Annotated in this window: 20 protein-coding genes and 1 pseudogene; 18 read left to right on the forward strand and 3 right to left on the reverse strand. The window is 31.3% G+C overall.

Translation table 11 applies throughout. From position 1 onward, the window contains the following. Positions 1 to 17: 17 nt before the first annotated feature. From MUA37_RS00200 to MUA37_RS00230, 7 genes are all read left to right on the forward strand, one after another. On the forward strand, positions 18 to 308 hold the full coding sequence (locus MUA37_RS00200; RefSeq protein ID WP_107386472.1) for a hypothetical protein: 291 nt from the start codon (positions 18 to 20) through the stop codon (positions 306 to 308). 15 nt (positions 309 to 323) lie between these two features. Continuing rightward, positions 324 to 815, forward strand: a complete 492-nt coding sequence (locus tag MUA37_RS00205) for a hypothetical protein (RefSeq protein WP_107386471.1) — start codon at positions 324 to 326, stop codon at positions 813 to 815. Between the two features lie 139 nt (positions 816 to 954). Further along, positions 955 to 1554 (forward strand): hypothetical protein, encoded by a 600-nt coding sequence (locus MUA37_RS00210; protein WP_107517905.1) that lies wholly within the window; start codon positions 955 to 957, stop codon positions 1552 to 1554. Continuing rightward, positions 1532 to 1726 carry a hypothetical protein gene (locus tag MUA37_RS00215; protein ID WP_262624710.1) on the forward strand — a complete coding sequence of 65 codons (195 nt, stop codon included), beginning with the start codon at positions 1532 to 1534 and terminating at the stop codon, positions 1724 to 1726. The genes MUA37_RS00210 and MUA37_RS00215 overlap by 23 nt, the downstream gene beginning before the upstream one ends. Before the next feature lie 615 nt (positions 1727 to 2341). Further along, positions 2342 to 2530 (forward strand): hypothetical protein, encoded by a 189-nt coding sequence (locus tag MUA37_RS00220; protein WP_262561536.1) that lies wholly within the window; start codon positions 2342 to 2344, stop codon positions 2528 to 2530. 167 nt (positions 2531 to 2697) lie between these two features. Further along, complete coding sequence (locus MUA37_RS00225) at positions 2698 to 3747, forward strand: ABC transporter permease (protein ID WP_107386643.1); 1050 nt, start codon at positions 2698 to 2700, stop codon at positions 3745 to 3747. 17 nt (positions 3748 to 3764) lie between these two features. After that, complete coding sequence (locus MUA37_RS00230; protein WP_262624711.1) at positions 3765 to 4433, forward strand: ABC transporter ATP-binding protein; 669 nt, start codon at positions 3765 to 3767, stop codon at positions 4431 to 4433. 140 nt (positions 4434 to 4573) lie between these two features. Here MUA37_RS00230 and MUA37_RS00235 read toward each other — a convergent pair whose 3' ends face one another. Together MUA37_RS00235 and MUA37_RS00240 are read right to left on the reverse strand one after the other, a co-directional pair. After that, entirely contained in the window at positions 4574 to 5254 is a 681-nt protein-coding gene (locus MUA37_RS00235) for a flavin reductase family protein (protein WP_262561539.1), read from the reverse strand. Positions 5255 to 5374: 120 nt separating this feature from the next. Beyond that, positions 5375 to 6553 carry an MFS transporter gene (locus MUA37_RS00240; RefSeq protein WP_262561540.1) on the reverse strand — a complete coding sequence of 393 codons (1179 nt, stop codon included), beginning with the start codon at positions 6551 to 6553 and terminating at the stop codon, positions 5375 to 5377. 173 nt (positions 6554 to 6726) lie between these two features. Here MUA37_RS00240 and MUA37_RS00245 point away from each other — a divergent pair. The 8 genes and pseudogenes from MUA37_RS00245 to MUA37_RS00280 all read left to right on the forward strand — a co-directional run bounded on the left by MUA37_RS00245 (position 6727) and on the right by MUA37_RS00280 (position 14680). After that, positions 6727 to 6917: pseudogene (locus MUA37_RS00245) on the forward strand (hypothetical protein). A 195-nt stretch (positions 6918 to 7112) separates the two neighbouring features. Continuing rightward, positions 7113 to 8612: an NAD-dependent epimerase/dehydratase family protein gene (locus MUA37_RS00250; RefSeq protein ID WP_262561542.1), complete on the forward strand. Its 1500-nt coding sequence runs from the start codon at positions 7113 to 7115 to the stop codon at positions 8610 to 8612. Positions 8613 to 8661: 49 nt separating this feature from the next. Further along, complete coding sequence (locus tag MUA37_RS00255) at positions 8662 to 9162, forward strand: TspO/MBR family protein (RefSeq protein WP_071561841.1); 501 nt, start codon at positions 8662 to 8664, stop codon at positions 9160 to 9162. Between the two features lie 4 nt (positions 9163 to 9166). Beyond that, entirely contained in the window at positions 9167 to 9640 is a 474-nt protein-coding gene (locus tag MUA37_RS00260) for a glycosyl-4,4'-diaponeurosporenoate acyltransferase CrtO family protein (RefSeq protein WP_071561842.1), read from the forward strand. Then, positions 9641 to 11131 (forward strand): phytoene desaturase family protein, encoded by a 1491-nt coding sequence (locus MUA37_RS00265; protein ID WP_071561843.1) that lies wholly within the window; start codon positions 9641 to 9643, stop codon positions 11129 to 11131. It begins immediately after the preceding gene. 6 nt (positions 11132 to 11137) lie between these two features. Next, positions 11138 to 12241: a glycosyltransferase family 2 protein gene (locus MUA37_RS00270; protein ID WP_172604803.1), complete on the forward strand. Its 1104-nt coding sequence runs from the start codon at positions 11138 to 11140 to the stop codon at positions 12239 to 12241. A gap of 55 nt (positions 12242 to 12296) precedes the next feature. Continuing rightward, entirely contained in the window at positions 12297 to 13178 is an 882-nt protein-coding gene (locus MUA37_RS00275; protein WP_262561546.1) for a phytoene/squalene synthase family protein, read from the forward strand. Continuing rightward, entirely contained in the window at positions 13175 to 14680 is a 1506-nt protein-coding gene (locus tag MUA37_RS00280) for a phytoene desaturase family protein (protein WP_262624712.1), read from the forward strand. The genes MUA37_RS00275 and MUA37_RS00280 overlap by 4 nt, the downstream gene beginning before the upstream one ends. Positions 14681 to 14730: 50 nt before the next feature. On the opposite strand, the gene MUA37_RS00285 is transcribed toward MUA37_RS00280, so the two are convergent. Beyond that, positions 14731 to 15156 carry a pyridoxamine 5'-phosphate oxidase family protein gene (locus tag MUA37_RS00285; RefSeq protein ID WP_262624713.1) on the reverse strand — a complete coding sequence of 142 codons (426 nt, stop codon included), beginning with the start codon at positions 15154 to 15156 and terminating at the stop codon, positions 14731 to 14733. A 183-nt stretch (positions 15157 to 15339) separates the two neighbouring features. On the opposite strand from MUA37_RS00285, the gene MUA37_RS00290 reads away from it, so the two are divergent. The 3 genes from MUA37_RS00290 (at position 15340) to MUA37_RS00300 (ending at position 17810) form a co-directional block, all read left to right on the forward strand. Continuing rightward, positions 15340 to 16713, forward strand: coding sequence for a cryptochrome/photolyase family protein (locus MUA37_RS00290; RefSeq protein WP_262624714.1), 1374 nt, complete (start codon positions 15340 to 15342; stop codon positions 16711 to 16713). Between the two features lie 21 nt (positions 16714 to 16734). Continuing rightward, positions 16735 to 17175, forward strand: coding sequence for an antibiotic biosynthesis monooxygenase family protein (locus MUA37_RS00295; protein WP_232045969.1), 441 nt, complete (start codon positions 16735 to 16737; stop codon positions 17173 to 17175). Positions 17176 to 17381: 206 nt separating this feature from the next. Beyond that, positions 17382 to 17810: an Rrf2 family transcriptional regulator gene (locus tag MUA37_RS00300; protein ID WP_262624715.1), complete on the forward strand. Its 429-nt coding sequence runs from the start codon at positions 17382 to 17384 to the stop codon at positions 17808 to 17810. Positions 17811 to 17868: the final 58 nt, after the last annotated feature.

A 17868-nucleotide genomic window follows, 5' to 3' on the forward strand; every position in this document is an offset into this window, starting at 1 on the left:
CGAAAGGAATGGGAATCATGGGCAACATAATAAAAACGATAGGTAAAGGTATTGGGAAAGGTGTCGGTGCAGCAGCATATTATTCAGTTGCGACTGTTGGCGCTGCCATAGGTGCGATTTGGGAAACAACAGGCGATAGAGGTTTGATGAGAGACGCTTTAAGTGATAGCTCTAACCAAGACTTAATGGAAATATATGAGATACAGAAGAAAGATGATGGGGATTATGATACTTATATTGCGGCTAAATCCTTATTACAAGAGAGAGGATTCACTTATAATCACGAAACGAACAAATGGGAAAAATAACAGGGAGTGAAATAAATGGAATTTGCATATTATGAAGCGAAATCTTTAAATGATTTTGAAAATGAACTAAAAACACTTGCTTTAAATAAAAAATATACATTTAGTAAAGAAACCGAAGTCCTTAAAGAAGAAGAAATTCTTGAAAAATCGAATAGCCATGAGCGCGAACTATTAAAAGTATTTAAAGATAATGCACAAATAATAACATATCATTTTAAGAGTCATAAAAGTAATTATTTAATTATTATTGGAGAGACAAAGACACCTAATGTTATTGGAATAACAGTTATATTTAACAAAAAACCTTTTAAACAATTGGGGAAAATTGCATTAGGATCAGTAATTGCTTTGACTTCTGGTGGAAGTATACTAGCCATCGGAGCCGTATTTGGAATACTTACCTCAGTTGCAAGACGTACACTTGTAATCAAAGGGCCATTAGGAAAAGAAATTTCACAAATTATAGAAAGTAAATTGGGTCAGCCGATAGAAATTAAAGAACAATAAGAAAGTAATATTTTTCAAAGACATATTGACCTAAAAAGTATGTCTTTTTTAATTATTCTAATAATAATTATATAAAAGCGTAGAAAAATAGATTAATATAATAATATAAAGCGATTTTAGAAAGAATGGGGATATTAAGTTGAAAAAATTTTTAGCAAGTTTAGGAGTTATTTTATTAGTTGCAATATTGGGAGTTGCAGTTGTATTTGCATATGGAAGTTACAAAGATTTAGAACTTAAAAAAGAACAAACTAAAGTAACTGAAAACAAACAAAAAGATAGTAAAAACAAAACTTCCAAAAAAGAACAACAAAATCAAACTACAAACCAAACAGAAATTCAAGAACCAACAAACACAAATAATAATTCTAATGAAGAACTCAATACTAATGAAGTGCGAACAACAGAAGATGGTGAAGAAATTAAAAAAACTAAGAATGGCATAGACTATACTGGTGAATTTGATTCTCCTGAAGAAGAGGAAGAGTTTGAAAAAGGTGTTATGGCCCAATCTGGTGGTGGAGCTACAAATGGAGAAAATACAGAAGAAAGCTCACCTAAATATACAGCTGAAGATGCTAAAAACATGTCTGATGATGATTTTTTAGATGCATATAAAGAAGGCATGTCAAGCGAAGATGCTGATGCAGTAGATGAATTATCTAAAAATCCAGCATATAAAGAATATTTAAGAGGTCAGGTTGAAGCACGCGCCAATGGTCAAGGAGGCAATTATTAAACTTAAAGATGAATATATTATGAGAAAATTACTAAGTATAATCACGGTAATTGCTATTTTAGGTATTTTAGGTATTTTAGGTATTTTAGGTATTTTAGCAACGGTGGCAGCCTTCGAATACAACAAGTATCAAGAAGTAGAATTAGAAAAAAGAATTGCAGAAATAGGATGATAATAATAATGAATTAGATACAAAAGAAAACAACGAAATAGATGATGCAAATCGTGAAAATGAAGCTAGTAATGATGATATTAACACACAAGAACAAAAGGTACAGGAAGAATGTATTAAGCACTATAGCTTTAGCATTTAGTTTCGTTAAAAAGAAAATATATTTTCTGCGGCATCTAATTAATTATGCTGTTGTATTCACTTAACCTATAATAATAATAATTTAATTAGCAAGTTAATTTAAAAAATGTGTAATATAGTAGATAGAAATACACTTTGTTGTCGACAATTATACATGTTAATAGTGAAATATAAGTGGAAAATTAATACTTCAGGAAGGAACTATCGACTTAAATTATAATACGATAGTTATTACTTAATAGAAAGTAGGAAAGCAAATGATAGAAATAATTATTCAACTTATTCTCTGAACTGGATTTACAGGGTTATCAGTTACAAACATTATTAGTAGTAAAAATGCAAAGGTTAAATTTAAAAATCTAAATATACTAATATAGTTTATGCATTTAACAGGTGTCATACAAATAATAGGTAGTTTTAGTTTGTTAATCGGCATAGTTTACACAAACTTTGCAATCTTTGGCGGGTTTTTGGATGGCGATGTTTATGGCAGGAGGATTTACAGTTAGAATGAAATCGATAGAAAGTCTTAATGATTTTAGATTACCACTTTTAATAGGTGTCTTATCGCTATTCGTATTAATTTTATCTAGGCAGTTAATGAACTATTTAAATATCCTTGAACCACCTCTAATTTATATTTATTTCTTAATTAAGGAATAGGGGGTACTTGTGTTAATTAGTCAAATTGCGTTGGATCTAATTTAAATCTTGAATCATATACTATGAAATATTATATTAAATTGTTAAAATCTATGTTAAGGCATTTACTGCACATAAATAGAAAATCAATTAATCATATTATTGTACTAAATAAAAGGAGGGCATCCATGTTTTTAGCATGGAATGAAATTAAACGTAATAAATTGAAGTTTAGTTTAATCGTTGGCGTTCTGATAATGATAAGTTATTTACTGTTCTTATTATCTGGTTTAGCCAGTGGATTAATGAATATGAACAGAGAGGGTATTGATAAATGGGGCGCTGATGCAATTGTGTTAAATAAAGATGCAAATCAAACGGTTGAACAATCAGTTTTTAACTTAGATAAAGTAGAAAACACATATAAGCAACAAGCAAGTTTAAAGCAGACGGGTGTTATTGTTTCTAACGGAGATACCGAAGAGAATGCATTGCTATTTGGTGTTAAAGATAATTCTTTTTTAGTACCCAATATGATTGAAGGAAAGAAATTTAATTCTGATAATGAAGTTATTGCTGATGAAACGCTTAAAGAAAATGGTTTCAAAGTTGGTGATAAACTGTCATTATCACAGTCTGATGAAGAATTGAAAATAGTAGGATTTAGTGAGAGTGCAAAATATAATGCTTCGCCTGTGATTTTCTCAAGTAATAGTACAATAGAAAAAATTAATCCATCCTTAAAAGAAGGCATGACGAACGCTGTAGTTGTTAAAGATAAAGAATGGAATAAAAAGAATTTAGATAGCAATTTAGAAGCTATTGAAATTGAAAATTTTGTTGAGAATTTACCTGGCTATAAAGCACAAAACTTAACCCTCAATTTTATGATTTCATTTCTATTTGTTATTTCAGCAACAGTTATAGGTATATTTTTATACGTGATTACACTGCAAAAGACAAATTTATTTGGTGTATTAAAAGCTCAAGGCTTTACAAATGGTTATTTAGCAAAGGTAGTAATATCACAAACGTTTATTATTGCTTTGATAGGAACAATTGTTGGATTAATACTGACATTAATAACAGGATTATTTTTACCAAGTGCAGTGCCTATTAAATTTAGTATAGCAACTCTAACGATATACGGTATTGTACTGATTGTTGTTTCACTATTAGGTAGTCTGTTCTCTATATTAACGATAAGAAAAGTGGATCCACTTAAAGCGATAGGGTAAATAAGGAGTGTAATTAAATGTTAGAATTTACAAATGTTACTAAATATTTCCAAGACGGAAATCAAAAAATAGAAGCCGTAAAACCTACCTCACTAAAATTTAATCAAAAAGAACTCATTGCTATTATTGGTCCTTCTGGTTCTGGAAAAAGGACGTTTTTAACTATGGCGGGGGCGCTCCAAACGCCCAGTTCGGGTGATATTATAATTAATGAGAGCGAAGTGTCCGGTATGTCTCAGAAAGTACTAGCACACACAAGAATGCAAGAAATTGGATTCATACTGCAAGCCACTAATCTCGTGTCTTTTTTAACTGTAAAACAACAATTTAAATTACTAAAGAAACAAAAGAAAAATGTGCTAAGTGAAGATGAGTATAATCAACTTATGTCACAGCTTAATCTGGAAACAATTGAAAATAAGCTTCCAAGTGAGATATCTGGAGGACAAAAGCAGCGTGTGGCAATTGCCAAAGCTTTATATACGCAACCTTCAATCATTTTAGCAGATGAACCGACGGCCTCTTTAGACACCCAGAATGCTATGGAAGTTATGAAGATTTTAAAGGAACAGACTTTAAGAAAAAACAAAACCTGTATAGTAGTTACACATGATGAAAGACTTACGTCATATTGTGATAAGGTTTATCATATGGAAGACGGAGTATTAGAGCAAGCTCAAGTCTAATGTTTTAACGCTAATAATTAATTCAAGGTACTACTAATTAATAAATATTAGATTCGAAATTAATATAAATATAGCCTACTTAACTTATAAAATTAAGTAGGCATTTTTATTAGTAAATAATGGGGTTTATAAAGAAATAATTATGATTTGTTATCAAAATTTCTTCCTTCTAAACCAGCTAACTCTTCTTTTGATGCAGATGGTGCTTTCATTTCAAAAATTTGATTGACAACTGTATAGTCATAATAACCTAAGCGCGCAATAGGTCTAATAGATTGTATATCAAGTTTCCCATTATCTAGAATAACTTCGTCATCAATATGAACTTGTGCTACACGGCCTATTACCATATCTACAGTTGATACTGGATCGCCAGTAGGGATACGCACTGTTTGGACATATTCACACTCAAAATGTACAGGAGATGCTTTGACTCTGTGACCAGGCGCTTCAATGCATTTCTCTTTTTCTACACCTGCAAATTCAAATTCATCTTCTTCTGGTGGCAATGCCTTAGCAGATAAGTTTACTGCTTCTCTTAAATCATAAGTTGCCATGTTCCAAACAAACCATCCTGTTTCTTCTGCATTTTTAACTGTATCTTTACGCTCGTGTTCTCCTAAAACAGATTGATTAGCTGCAAACATTACCATAGGCGGATCCCATGTTAAATTTTGGTATTGGCTATAAGGTGCTAAATTATCTTTACCATCCTTTGATATTGTTGAAATCCATCCAATTGGTCTAGGAACAGTACTGCTTTTAAAAGGATCGTGTAGTAAACCATGGCTACGTGTACCTTGTTTTGGTGAATAATTCATAACATGATCACTCCTCAAAAATTTTGAAACTACTGCAAGAATAATTGTAATTAATGTAAACGTCTAATACTAAATTTGAATTGATTTATTAGTTCAAACTATAGAACAATGAAAAGTGCATCAATAAGTTGTTTGTTCATCGCTTGGCAAGAATAATGAAGCAAGGAATGCTAAGAATGCAATAGAAGATAGGATTACAAACATACTTATAAAATTCTGTAGAGATGTAAGGTGAATTGATAATATGGGCGCTATTGCTGTACCTAAAAACAGAATAAATGTGTTAACAGACAAGAAGAAACCTCTATTTCCGTAAACTATCATATTTACTTTTGCGATCACTAAGGGAACTGCAAAGGAAATTCCAGCGACAAAGCAAATACTTAAAAATGTTATTAGCAGAATATTATGTGTAAAAGGCATTAATATTAATGTCACGCCACAAACGCCTAAAGCAATATTTAACACAAATTTGACACCAAACCTACTACTAATACGTCCCGACACTAATGAACTTAACATACCAAAAACACCAAATAGTTTGACTAGAAATGATGTGTGATTATCTCCGTTAATAAAATCTGACAGTATGAATTCATTCATTACTGCATACATAGAGATGAATATTGTAAGCAGTGTTAGAGAGATAAAGTAGCAAATGAATACTTTGCGATTTTTAGCAAAGTCTTTGAAATTGCTAAAGTATTTAAGGATTTGAACATCTGAATTTTTTACAGGGCTTTCTGGGACATTTCTAAAGATGATAATAGCTAAGCAGATGTATAGTGAAGAAAGTATAAAGAAAATAATGTGCCAATCGAATTGGCTGATTAATATTTCTGAAAAATTTTGACCTAAAATACCAGATAGCATAAAACTTGTACTAATAAAACTTACTGCTGTTAACCTCTTTTTAAGTGGATAAGTTTCGGTAGTGTAAGTAATAGCTATGGGAGAAAATGCAGCTGCAAATATCCCTTGGAGGCCTCGTAAAATCAATAACGTATTAAAAGAAGTTACAAATCCAATCAAAAAGCAAACTATAATTAGACCAATCAGTGAAAGTAAAATGACACGTATTCTTCCAAATTTTTCTGAAATAGTACCATAAAATAAACAGCTAATGGAATAAGTGACTGAAAAAACCACACCATTCATTGCTGCAACTGACTGAGATATACCAAAATCATTTGCTAAATGCTCTGTTATAGGTATTGCGGTATATAGATTAAACATAATTAAGATACCAGAAATAAACAAAACAAATGTTATTATATTATAATTTTTTGACGCTTCCATACGTATTACTCCTTGAAAATGAATTGTTTCCATTATTACATTTATTTAGGTTTTGGAAAACCTTTTTTGAAAAAATGTTCATTTCTGTTTTGAATTTTTTATGTAGTGGAAATAGGTAAGTGAGTGTAGAAATTGATGACAATCGAATGGGAGCTTTTTCAGGAGGTAAATTAATGAAAATAAACTTAAATTGGGAAAATACTTTTCAAGAATATCAAGATATATTGAATTCTGGTTTAAATCCAGAATGGTTATATAGCGCTAAAGCAAATATGATACTAATTCCAGCTTATACAGGAAAAGGGAAAGAGTTTTTTTTACTAGTGACATCATTAAAGCAAGTAAGACTATCCCCTTTTTTTAGACAATTTTGATGATTCGTAGAGTTATTTCATAATTCTTGCTAATAAAGATTGAAAAGCTTTAAGAAGGGTACAATATTAAGTAAGAGACTTGGAGCTCTTGTCAATTAAGATGATGAGCAAGTGAGCTCGTTAAGTTAAAGATGAGCTGAGGTAAAGTTTACCTGCCCATCTTTTTCTATTTGGAGGCTAAATATATGAAAAAAATATTATTAACAGGCGCTTCGGGATATATCGGTAGTCACTTAATGAATAAATTAAAAGATAACTATGAAATTATAGCTATTTCTAGAAATATAGAAAATAAATCAAATGAACACAATGTTACTTGGAAGGTAGCTGACTTGTTTGATTTAAATGAAATCACTGAGGTAATGGAGGATATTGATATCGCTATATATCTTGTCCATTCTATGATGCCTTCAGCTAAGTTGACGCAGGCGAGCTTTGAAGATATGGATGCATTATTAGCTGATAATTTTGCTAAAGCCGCAAGTTATAACAAAGTTCAGCATATTGTATTTATGAGTGGTTTGATACCTAATACAAATGAATTATCACCACATTTAAGAAGCCGTTTAGAGTGCGAACAGATTTTAGGATCATATGGTGTACCAGTAAGTACTTTAAGAGCTGGTTTGATTATAGGCTCTAAAGGAAGTTCTTACCCTATATTAAAAAAATTAGTAGAAAGATTACCTGGCCTGTTACTACCAAAATGGGCTTATAATACAACATTGCCAGTTGCAATAGACGACGTGATTGATGGTTTATATAAAATTGTAGAGCGTAATCCAAATGAGAACGAATCGATAGATATTGGTGGACCTAGTCATATGACTTATAAAGATCTATTCAAGCAAACTGCAGAGGTACTAGATAAACGATTACCTACGATAGATTTGCCTATTATTCCCATTTGGCTAAGTAAATATTGGGTGAAACTTATTTCAGGTGTCCCAAAAGAAATGGTCTATCCGTTAATGGATAGCTTAATTCATGATATGATTAGAAATGATGAAAATATTGTGAAAGACATTTCTATAGGCAAGATTGATTATAAGGAAAGTGTGCGTAATGCCTTGGAAGAAGAAACTAAGACACAAAAGAAAGGGAAGTCATCACGTAAGGACGATATTAAAGATGTTAGAGCAATATCAAGGGTAGTCTTACCTAAAGATGTAAATATGATTCAATTGGCAGAATCATATGCAAATTTTTTAAATAGAATTACATTAAATGTCGTTAATAGTGATTTTAACGAAGATAACTTTACGATTAGTGTGCCGTGTTTAAATAAGGACTTACTATTATTAAGTAAAGATTTTAAAGCTTCTAATAATGAGAGAATTTTATATCGAATTGTTGGTGGAGATTTCGCTTTAGATTCAGATGGTGGTAATGCGAGATTAGAGTTTAGAAGATTACCTAATAGTGACGCATGTATCATAGCGTTACAAGAATATGAACCGACGTTACCTTGGTGGGTATATAAGTATACCCAAGCAAAAGTTCATAAAAGTGTAATGAATCTTTTTAAATTCAAGATTAATAGCCAAAAAACTAATAAAGGAGAATACTTTAATATAAAGAAGTTTATTTTGCCAATTGTTATTACAGGTGCAATTGTTTTGAAAGTATATGGATTGAAAAAGTATTTAGCTAGAAAAAATAACATGTCCAATGCCGAATTGTAACGGCTAAAATAAAGGCTAGTTACTTTTACAAAAAAAGAGGGGATTAACTATGAAAGCAAACGAGATAATTAAAACAATTATAAAAGTTATAACACCAATTACAGGCGGTAAATTTATAGGGAAATTTGCAGTGAAAAATGCGAGAAAAGATTATAAAAATAATGTTAAACCACCTTTTTCACCACCCGGCTACGTCTTTCCAATTGTGTGGCCAATACTTTATACAACGATGGGCGTAGCTTATGCATTAGTGACTAATAAATCTACTAGTAAGGCTTTCAAAGGTGCTTATTACACGCAATTAAGCCTGAATTATCTATGGTCGATATTATACTTTAAATATAAATTACGCTTTAGTGCGTTGATAGAGAGTGTTGTATTACTGGGCGCAGTAGTTACAACAACTGTAAAATTTTTCAATGTAAAAAAAGTTGCTGGCATTTTACTAGTTCCATATATGCTTTGGAGCGCTTTTGCTACTTATTTAACAGCTGGTAATTGGTATTTAAATAAAGATAACCCAAGCTATACAGAGAAATCTGAGAATTAAATTGATGAAAAAGATTATATATATTGCGCTATATTGGTTTATAGTTCAAATGATTATTGCTCAACTTGGTACTCGTATTAGTTATAAGTTCTTAGAAAAAGATAATAAGTATTTTCGAAGTTGGAATTTTGAACAAGAGGGTCAATTATGGCAACAATTAGTTAAAGTGCAATATTGGAAAGATCATTTGCCAGACGGTCAAAATCTTAACCCTAATATCAGTAGTAAAGCGACTTTCGATTTATCTAAAAATATGAATGATATACAGCGATTTATATTAGAAACTAGACGTGCAGAGGTGGTTCATCTGCTATCCATATTTCCTGTTATTGCGTTTTTTAAAGCGTCAAAAAGTGTTAAAATAATTAATTTTATATATGTCATTATAACTAATGTGCCTTGTATGATTGTTCAGCGCTATAATCGCCCTAAGTTAATACGTATTTATAATAAATTACAAAAAAGAAAAGGTGATTAAATGGGAAATAAGAAAGTGGTTGTCATAGGAGGAGGCTTGGGAGGGATTGCTAGCGCAATTTGTATGGCTCAAGCAGGCTATCAAGTGGATTTATATGAACAAAATAAGCATATCGGTGGAAAGGTAAATAGGTTAGACATAGATGACTATGGATTTGATCTCGGTCCATCAATTTTAACCATGCCTAAAGTATTTCAACGCTTATTTCAACGATGTGATGAAAGGCTAGAAGATTATGTTAGCATTCGTAAGTTAAGTTTACAGATTAGAAACGTTTATCCAGATGGCCAAATTTTAGATTTATATGAATCCATGGAAGATATGTTAACAAATAATGAATCGTTAACAAATAAAGATATAGAGCAACTTTCTTCGTTTTTTAGTTACGCACAAAAGATACATCAAGTTGCTGAAAAAAGCTACTTTGATAAGGGATTAGATACGATGTTTGCAATTATTCGTTATCATGGTCCGTTTTCAGCTTTAAAGCAATTCGATTATTTTCATACAATGCAACAAGCCATTAATAAAAGGGTAGATAACCCATATTTAAGAGAAATGCTAGGTTATTTCATAAAATATGTCGGCTCCTCATCTTATGATGCTCCGGCTGTATTGAGTTTATTACCTCAAATGCAACATGAGGAAGGTTTGTGGTACGTAGATGGTGGCATTCATAAGTTAGCGGAAGCGATGGAACAATTAGCGAGAAAATTAGGTGTGGGCATACATTTTAACACCCCTGTAAAACGTATCAATTATAATAGTCAAAATAAGGTGACAGGGATAACAATAGAAAGTAATAAGGAAATATATGCAGATTACATTATATCTAATATGGAAGTAATCCCTGTTTATAAGTATTTATTGAATTTTGATGCAAACCAAATAAACAAATTGGAACGTAAATTTGAGCCAGCTAGTTCAGGTTATGTCATGCATCTTGGTGTGGACAAAAGTTATCCAGAGCTTCAACATCATAACTTTTTCTTTTCAAGTAATTCTAAAGTTAATTATGATCAAGTTTTTCACCAGTATGTTTTGCCTGAAGATCCGACTATTTATGTAGTGAATACAAATAAAACAGATAAGACACAGGCGCCAGAGGGACACGAGAATATAAAAATATTGCCACACATACCGTACATTCAGAGTAAGTCATTTAGTGAAGCAGAATATCTGCAATTCCAAGAACGTATATTGGATAAATTAGAGTCCATGGGCTTGAAAGATTTGAGAAAGCACATTGTATATGAAGACGTATGGATACCACATGATATAGAAAATACATACAATTCTAATAAAGGAGCTATATATGGCGTAGTATCCAATAAGAAGAAAAATAAAGGTTTTAAATTTCCTAAAAAAAGTCAGTACTTCAAAAATTTGTACTTTGTAGGTGGTTCTGTAAATCCTGGCGCTGGTATGCCTATGGTTACTTTGAGTGGTATGCAAGTAGCAGAAGCTATTATTAATGGAGAAAGTAGTTGAGGCTGAATGATACTTTATATAATAGCAATAGTATTGACGATACTATCACTAATAAGTGGAATGTGTATGTATGCGCGTCGAGCGATTATAAATAACTCCGGAAAAGGAAGAAGTCAGACAGCCGTCAGTGTTATTGTACCTGCTAGAAATGAAGCGGAGAACTTACCTAAATTACTTAACAGTATAAGTAAAGAGCAAGAAATAGAAGTAATTGTTATGGATGATGGTTCAACTGATGAGACACAAGTTGTCGCTAGATATTATGGTGCGAGCGTATATACTGTTGAAAATGATACTACATGGCAAGGTAAGTCACATGCTTGTTGGCAAGGTAGCAAATATGCAACGCATGATTTATTAATGTTTGTTGATGCTGATGTTCAGTTTGCTTGTGATGATAGTATTCAAAATATAGCCAATCAATATGATTTACAAGGTGGTAAAGGTTTGTTGTCAATACAACCTTATCACAAGATAAAAAAGCTATATGAAAATATATCGGCGATTTTTAATTTAATGACAATCGTAGGTATGAATCAATTTTCAATCACGAAATCAGCAAATAATGAGCAAGGCGCGTTTGGACCAGTCCTTGTGACAAATAAGCAAGATTATAAATTGACACAAGGACATTTGAAAGCTAAAAATCAAATCATTGAAGGCTTTGCAATAAGTAAAGCATATAATCAGCAAGGTTTGCCAGTTAGTTTGCATGAAGGCCAAGGCGTAGTGAATTTTAGAATGTATTCTCAAGGATATAAAGCGCTCTTAGAGGGTTGGAGTAAACACTTTGCACTTGGCTCTCAAGTAACTAAAAAGTCTACGCTTACGTTTGTATTTTTATGGCTATTTGGTTCACTTACAACAGTTTTAGCGATAATTTTTTCAATTAATTTAGGCTCGTTATATATATTATTAGCTATTACTCTATATTTTATATATGCGATACAATTTCATATATTTATTCGAAGAACAGGAAATTTTAATATCGTTGCGAGTTTATGTCATCCACTGCTCTTCATATGCTTTGTCGTGATATTTTTTAAATCATGGTTAGATATCAATGTATTCAAACGTATATATTGGAAAGGCCGTAGAATAGATTTATAGCTTAGTTTTTTATACAAATGTCAAGAAGTTCTAGGCTTACTGAGGAGGTCAATAAATGAATCAATTAGAGAGATATTATAACCATTGTCACAATATAATGAAAGAACATTCAAAAACGTTCTCATATGCCTTTGATTTTTTGGATTTAAAAAGGAAAAAAGCAATTTGGGCTATTTATGCAGTTTGCAGAATTATAGATGACAGTATTGATAAATACAAAGACCTTGAGCAATTAAACGGCATAGCTAGAGATTTAGATGTGATTTATAGCGATTGTGATTATATTCAAGCGTATCAAAGTGATGCAGCTATTATGAATGCTTTAAGTAATACATTGAATACATATTCAATACCTAAAAAACCTTTTGAATCTTTAATTCAATATGTGAAGGAAGATTTAGTTTTAAAAGAAATGAAAACTGATTCAGATTTATATGAGTATTGCTATGGTGTGGCAGGTACTGTCGGTGAATTGTTAACTCCTATATTAACTTCATCAAATGAAAATAATTTCGAGCAAGCTGAAGAAGCTGCGATTGCTTTAGGCAAGGCAATGCAAATAACTAATATTTTAAGAGATGTCGGCGAAGATTTTCAAAATGGAAGAATTTATCTAAGTGTAGAAAAATTAGCTCAATATCGAGTTAATCTACATTCTATATATTATGAAGGAGTTACGCCAAATTATATAGAACTGTGGGAAAGTTACGCTACAGAGGCAGTTAGGTTATATGATATTGCATTAAACGGTATTAATTATTTTGACGAAGAGGTTCGTTACATTATCGAATTAGCTGCGATAGCTTATCATGAAATACTTGTGGAAGTAAGGAAGGCAAACTATACGTTGCATAAGAAAGTATATGTAAGCAAATTGAAAAAAATGAAAATTTATCGTGAACTTAGTGCGAAATATAATAGGAGTGAAACATTATGAAGATTGCAGTTATAGGCGGCGGTGTTTCAGGTTTAGCTGCAGCTTCAAGATTAGCAGCAAACGGTCACCAAGTAGATTTATATGAAAAGAACCAACAAATAGGTGGCAGGATGAATCAGATCAAGCAAGATGGATTTACATTTGATATGGGACCAACCATCGTAATGATGCCTGAGATTTATCGAGACGTTTTTAATTACGCTCAAAAAAATATGAATGATTACTTGGAAATTAAACAATTATCACATATATATGATGTTTATTTTAGTGAAACAGATCAAATTCGCGTTCCTACAGATCTTGCTCAATTAAGAGATATGCTTGAAAGTATTGAACCTAACTCTACACATGGTTTTATGTCCTTTTTAACAGATATATACGAAAGATACGAAATAGCACGAAAATATTTTCTAGAACGTACGTTTAGGAAACCTACAGATTTTTATAATCCTTTTACTATATATCAAGGTATGAAACTCAAAACATTTGATAAAGCAGATAATTTAATTGAAAAATATGTTGATAATGAAAAAATCCAAAAGATTTTAGCGTTTCAAACATTATATATAGGTATCGACCCTAAACGAAGCCCGTCATTGTATTCAATTATACCCATGATAGAGTTAATGTTTGGTGTTCACTTTATAAAAGGTGGTATGTATAGCTTTGTCAGAGCGCTTCAAACGCTAAATGAAGAATTAGGTACTCGAATTTATACCAACGCAAACGTTGAAGAAATTATCATTGATGGTAGGTATAAGTGTGCGGAGGGACTAAAAGTAAACGGACATATAGAAAAGTATGACAAGATAATTTGTACTGCTGATTTCCCATATGCTACTTCATCTTTAATTAAAAATGAACATCATCCTAAGAAGTATACGACACAGAAAATTGATAATATGGACTATTCTTGCTCAGCCTTTTTAATGTACATAGGGGTTGATAAAGATTTATCTGAAGATATCTTGTTACATAATGTTATATTTTCAAAGGATTTTGATAATAATATCAATGAAATATTTTCCGGGGCAATATCCCAAGATCCATCAATATATGTATACGCTCCTAGTGTGGAAGATCAGTCGTTAGCGCCAGAAGGTCAAACAGGTATTTATGTGCTGATGCCCGTTTCAGAATTGAAAACAGGTGATACGGATTGGTCTGATGAGTCAACAATCACACAAGTGAAAGATATTATTTACAATAAGCTTTCTACGATTAAAGCGTTAAAAGATTTGAAAAAGCAAGTTGTGACAGAAATTATTTATACGCCTAAGGATTTTGAAGGAGATTATAATGCTAAATTTGGAGCAGCCTTTGGTTTAATGCCTACTTTAGCGCAAAGTAACTATTACAGACCGCCTAATGTGAGCAGAGATTACAAAAATTTGTATTTTGCTGGAGCTAGTGTTCATCCAGGGGCAGGAGTGCCAATTGTACTGACGAGTGCTAAAATTACAGTTGATGCTATGTTAGAAGATATTAATAATGGTATATAAAAAACGCTTAAAATTACTTTTTGATAAAGTGATTTTAAGCGCCTTTTTAACTAATCGAACGTAATGGTTTGTGGTGTGTCTAATTTTTTATCGTTCATAATTTTTATGGATTTTGGTATTACTTTAATTACACACAAGTTTGGATCATCCTTAGAGTCAAAAAAGGACTTATCTTGTTTGTTCCAAATCCAATCAATGGTCTCTTGATCTTTCAGTATTTCAACATTAGCATCAATTTCTAGAAAACTACGATTATTCGTTTCATCGTAACCTATAAGTACATGAGCTTTGGTATTATCTTTAAATTCAGAAATTTTTTTAGACTCAATGCTTGTCTTAGTATAAAGTGTGTGTCCATCATTATAAAATACCATGTATCTACTATTAGGTGTATTGTTATGTGCAGTAGATAGGACACCTATTTTTGATGTATTTAATATATTTTCAATTTCATTTTGTAATTGTTCGTTATTCATAATTTAATCACCTCTGATAATAATATACCCTGAAGTTGCCTATAATATGTAAGGTATTAAAATTTATTTTATTTTTTAGTGAATTATACAAAAGTTAAAACGGGTATATGATTTAAAACACAATCTTAAGTTAAAGGACAATTATAAAGTGAATTTGTATGAAACAAGCTGGGAGGCAATAAAATGCATTTAGGAGTCATACTTAACAGAGTTTTTAGAACGAAAGATAATCCACTTTTTCAATATATAGTGAAGCATCAAAATGAGATAAATAAATTGTATTTTATCTTACCTTTAGAAGATTTAACTGACGCATCAGAAGTAAAACGTGACTATTACTATAAAGTTGTAAAAGGATTTGTAAATGCTTTAGATAAGCATGATATACAACCTTATATTGTCACATACGAAAAGCTAGGTGAATTAGCAGAAACATTGGCGTTATCTCACGTATTAGTAGCAAAAGATATTATGAGTTATCACAAAGAAATATATGACTATCCTCATGTAAAAAAGGCTTTTAAAAATCACCAAGTTACAGTAATTGGACAGCGCGTGAATCATTATTTTGAGCCAACAAAGACTTTTAATAAACAGCAACAGCCTTATAAAGTATTTACTAGTTTTTATAAAGCAAATCGTCAGGACTTAGTACACACCCCTAAAAAAAGTTATCAAGTTAAGCAGTTGTCTCAAATTGCGGAAAAGGGTTCAAATCAAAGTGACTTAAAATTTGAAAATAATAAAGATATAGAAAAGTTAGCGCGTAAAGCTTGGGATGATTTTTTAAATGGTGACATAGCTCATTATGATAAATTGACTGACGATGTGTCGCAGGATTTTGTAAGTGGATTAGGTAAATATTTAGCATATGGACTACTCGATATTCGTGAAATTATAAATGATTTACTTGAAGGTTACGATAGTGATGAAACAAATTATGAAGCTTTTATAAGAGAGGTTCTATTCCGTGAATTTTATTATGTGTTAATGACACAGTATCCAGAAACGGCAACTAAATCTTTTTCTGAAAAATATCGAAACATGCAATGGTCGTATAATAAAACACATTTTGAAGTATGGAGAAAAGGCCAAACTGGCTTTCCAATCGTTGATGCTGCAATGAAGAAGCTGAATCGTACAGGATATATGCATAATCGCTTACGAATGGTCGTATCACAATTTTTAACGAAAAATTTATTTATTGATTGGATTTGGGGGGAGGAGTACTTTAGACAGTATTTGATAGATTATGATAATGCATCTAATGTACATGGATGGCAGTGGTCAGCATCAACTGGAACAGATGCAGTGCCTTATTTCAGAATGTTTAATCCTATACGTCAAAGTGAGCGTTTTGATGGGCAAGGGTATTTTATTAAAACACAGCTAGAAATATTTAATGATGTGAGCAGTAAATACATTCATGATCCAACTAAATATAAAGACAAGTTACAAGAAATTTATCATATTGAAATTGGAAAAGATTATCCACAGACTATCGTGAATCATAAAAATAGTAGAGATTATGTTATGGATAAATTTAAGCAATTTTGACATATCATCCAATAAAAAGGAGTGATTCATTTGTTGAAAAATGAAATACATCGTATTTATTTAGACAAAAATAATAATGAGGTAACTATTAATAGATTTAATGTGACATATCACTATACTATATTAGAACAAATTAATGATTTGCCACAATATGGTTATGCAGTTTTAAACCATTTATATGCTAATCCTGGTTTAGAGGCAGACTTCGAGCGTGTGTTCTTAAATAGAGATAAACATCTAGAGAATACTGAAGGGTTTGAAAATCTATTATTTCTAAAGCCACATAGTACACATGAACATCATGTTATCATTACGTTTTGGCAAGACGAAGCAGCTTACAAACATTGGCAAGCGTCTCAGGAATATAAAGCATCCCATAAAAATAGAGGAACCAAGCAAGGTGCTGATAAATCTATTGTAAACAGAAACCTATCATTTAATATTAGTTTAGAATTAAAATAATACAAATTTTGAATCAAATGAATATCCTTATAAACATATAGGTGAGTTATTTAAATACTAACTTGCCTATTTTTTTAAGCAATATAAAAGGTTTAGTAAAATCACTGATAGGGAGGAGCATATCATATGTAACTTAAAATACTCAATACAATTCTATTGACTGTAACTAAAGTTGTAACTATAATGGTTACATGAGGTGGTTAATAATGAAAATAAGCAGTCGTTTTACTGTAGCTGTTCATATATTAGCTTTATTAAAGATAGAAAAAGAATATACTTTAACATCGAGTCAAATCGCAGATAGTGTTAATACGAATCCTGTAGTTATTCGAAGATTGATGGGGAAACTTAAAGATGCTGGTTTTATTGAAGTGTCACGTGGTAACTCAGGCGTTAGGTTATTGAAATCACTAGATGAGATTACATTGTTTGATGTTTATAAAGCTGTGGAAGTTGTTGAACAAGGACATCTATTCCAAATACATGAAGATACTAATATCAATTGTACGGTTGGTGCAAATATTCAAATTGTGTTGGAAGTTATTTTAGAAAATGCTCAGGATGCCATGGAAGCTGTATTAAAAAGTGTAACACTAGACAATATTGTTAATAAAATCCTAATGAATAACGGATAATTTTATCCGTATAACCAACATGTAACTGTAACCATTACAATTACAATCAAAAGTGTTC

Source organism: Staphylococcus arlettae, assembly GCF_025560845.1.
Lineage (GTDB): Bacteria > Bacillota > Bacilli > Staphylococcales > Staphylococcaceae > Staphylococcus > Staphylococcus arlettae.

Bases quoted from the DNA above. Each gene is read 5' to 3' on its own strand.
- MUA37_RS00280 (WP_262624712.1), top strand. From the start codon at position 13,175: ATGAAGATTGCAGTTATAGGCGGCGGTGTTTCAGGTTTAGCTGCAGCT.
- MUA37_RS00235 (WP_262561539.1), bottom strand. From the start codon at position 5,254: ATGAATTATTCACCAAAACAAGGTACACGTAGCCATGGTTTACTACAC.
- MUA37_RS00230 (WP_262624711.1), top strand. From the start codon at position 3,765: ATGTTAGAATTTACAAATGTTACTAAATATTTCCAAGACGGAAATCAA.
- MUA37_RS00240 (WP_262561540.1), bottom strand. From the start codon at position 6,553: ATGGAAGCGTCAAAAAATTATAATATAATAACATTTGTTTTGTTTATT.
- MUA37_RS00290 (WP_262624714.1), top strand. From the start codon at position 15,340: ATGCATTTAGGAGTCATACTTAACAGAGTTTTTAGAACGAAAGATAAT.
- MUA37_RS00220 (WP_262561536.1), top strand. From the start codon at position 2,342: ATGGCGATGTTTATGGCAGGAGGATTTACAGTTAGAATGAAATCGATA.
- MUA37_RS00250 (WP_262561542.1), top strand. From the start codon at position 7,113: ATGAAAAAAATATTATTAACAGGCGCTTCGGGATATATCGGTAGTCAC.
- MUA37_RS00255 (WP_071561841.1), top strand. From the start codon at position 8,662: ATGAAAGCAAACGAGATAATTAAAACAATTATAAAAGTTATAACACCA.
- MUA37_RS00200 (WP_107386472.1), top strand. From the start codon at position 18: ATGGGCAACATAATAAAAACGATAGGTAAAGGTATTGGGAAAGGTGTC.
- MUA37_RS00265 (WP_071561843.1), top strand. From the start codon at position 9,641: ATGGGAAATAAGAAAGTGGTTGTCATAGGAGGAGGCTTGGGAGGGATT.
- MUA37_RS00270 (WP_172604803.1), top strand. From the start codon at position 11,138: ATGATACTTTATATAATAGCAATAGTATTGACGATACTATCACTAATA.
- MUA37_RS00260 (WP_071561842.1), top strand. From the start codon at position 9,167: ATGAAAAAGATTATATATATTGCGCTATATTGGTTTATAGTTCAAATG.
- MUA37_RS00205 (WP_107386471.1), top strand. From the start codon at position 324: ATGGAATTTGCATATTATGAAGCGAAATCTTTAAATGATTTTGAAAAT.
- MUA37_RS00225 (WP_107386643.1), top strand. From the start codon at position 2,698: ATGTTTTTAGCATGGAATGAAATTAAACGTAATAAATTGAAGTTTAGT.
- MUA37_RS00285 (WP_262624713.1), bottom strand. From the start codon at position 15,156: ATGAATAACGAACAATTACAAAATGAAATTGAAAATATATTAAATACA.
- MUA37_RS00300 (WP_262624715.1), top strand. From the start codon at position 17,382: ATGAAAATAAGCAGTCGTTTTACTGTAGCTGTTCATATATTAGCTTTA.
- MUA37_RS00275 (WP_262561546.1), top strand. From the start codon at position 12,297: ATGAATCAATTAGAGAGATATTATAACCATTGTCACAATATAATGAAA.
- MUA37_RS00215 (WP_262624710.1), top strand. From the start codon at position 1,532: ATGGTCAAGGAGGCAATTATTAAACTTAAAGATGAATATATTATGAGA.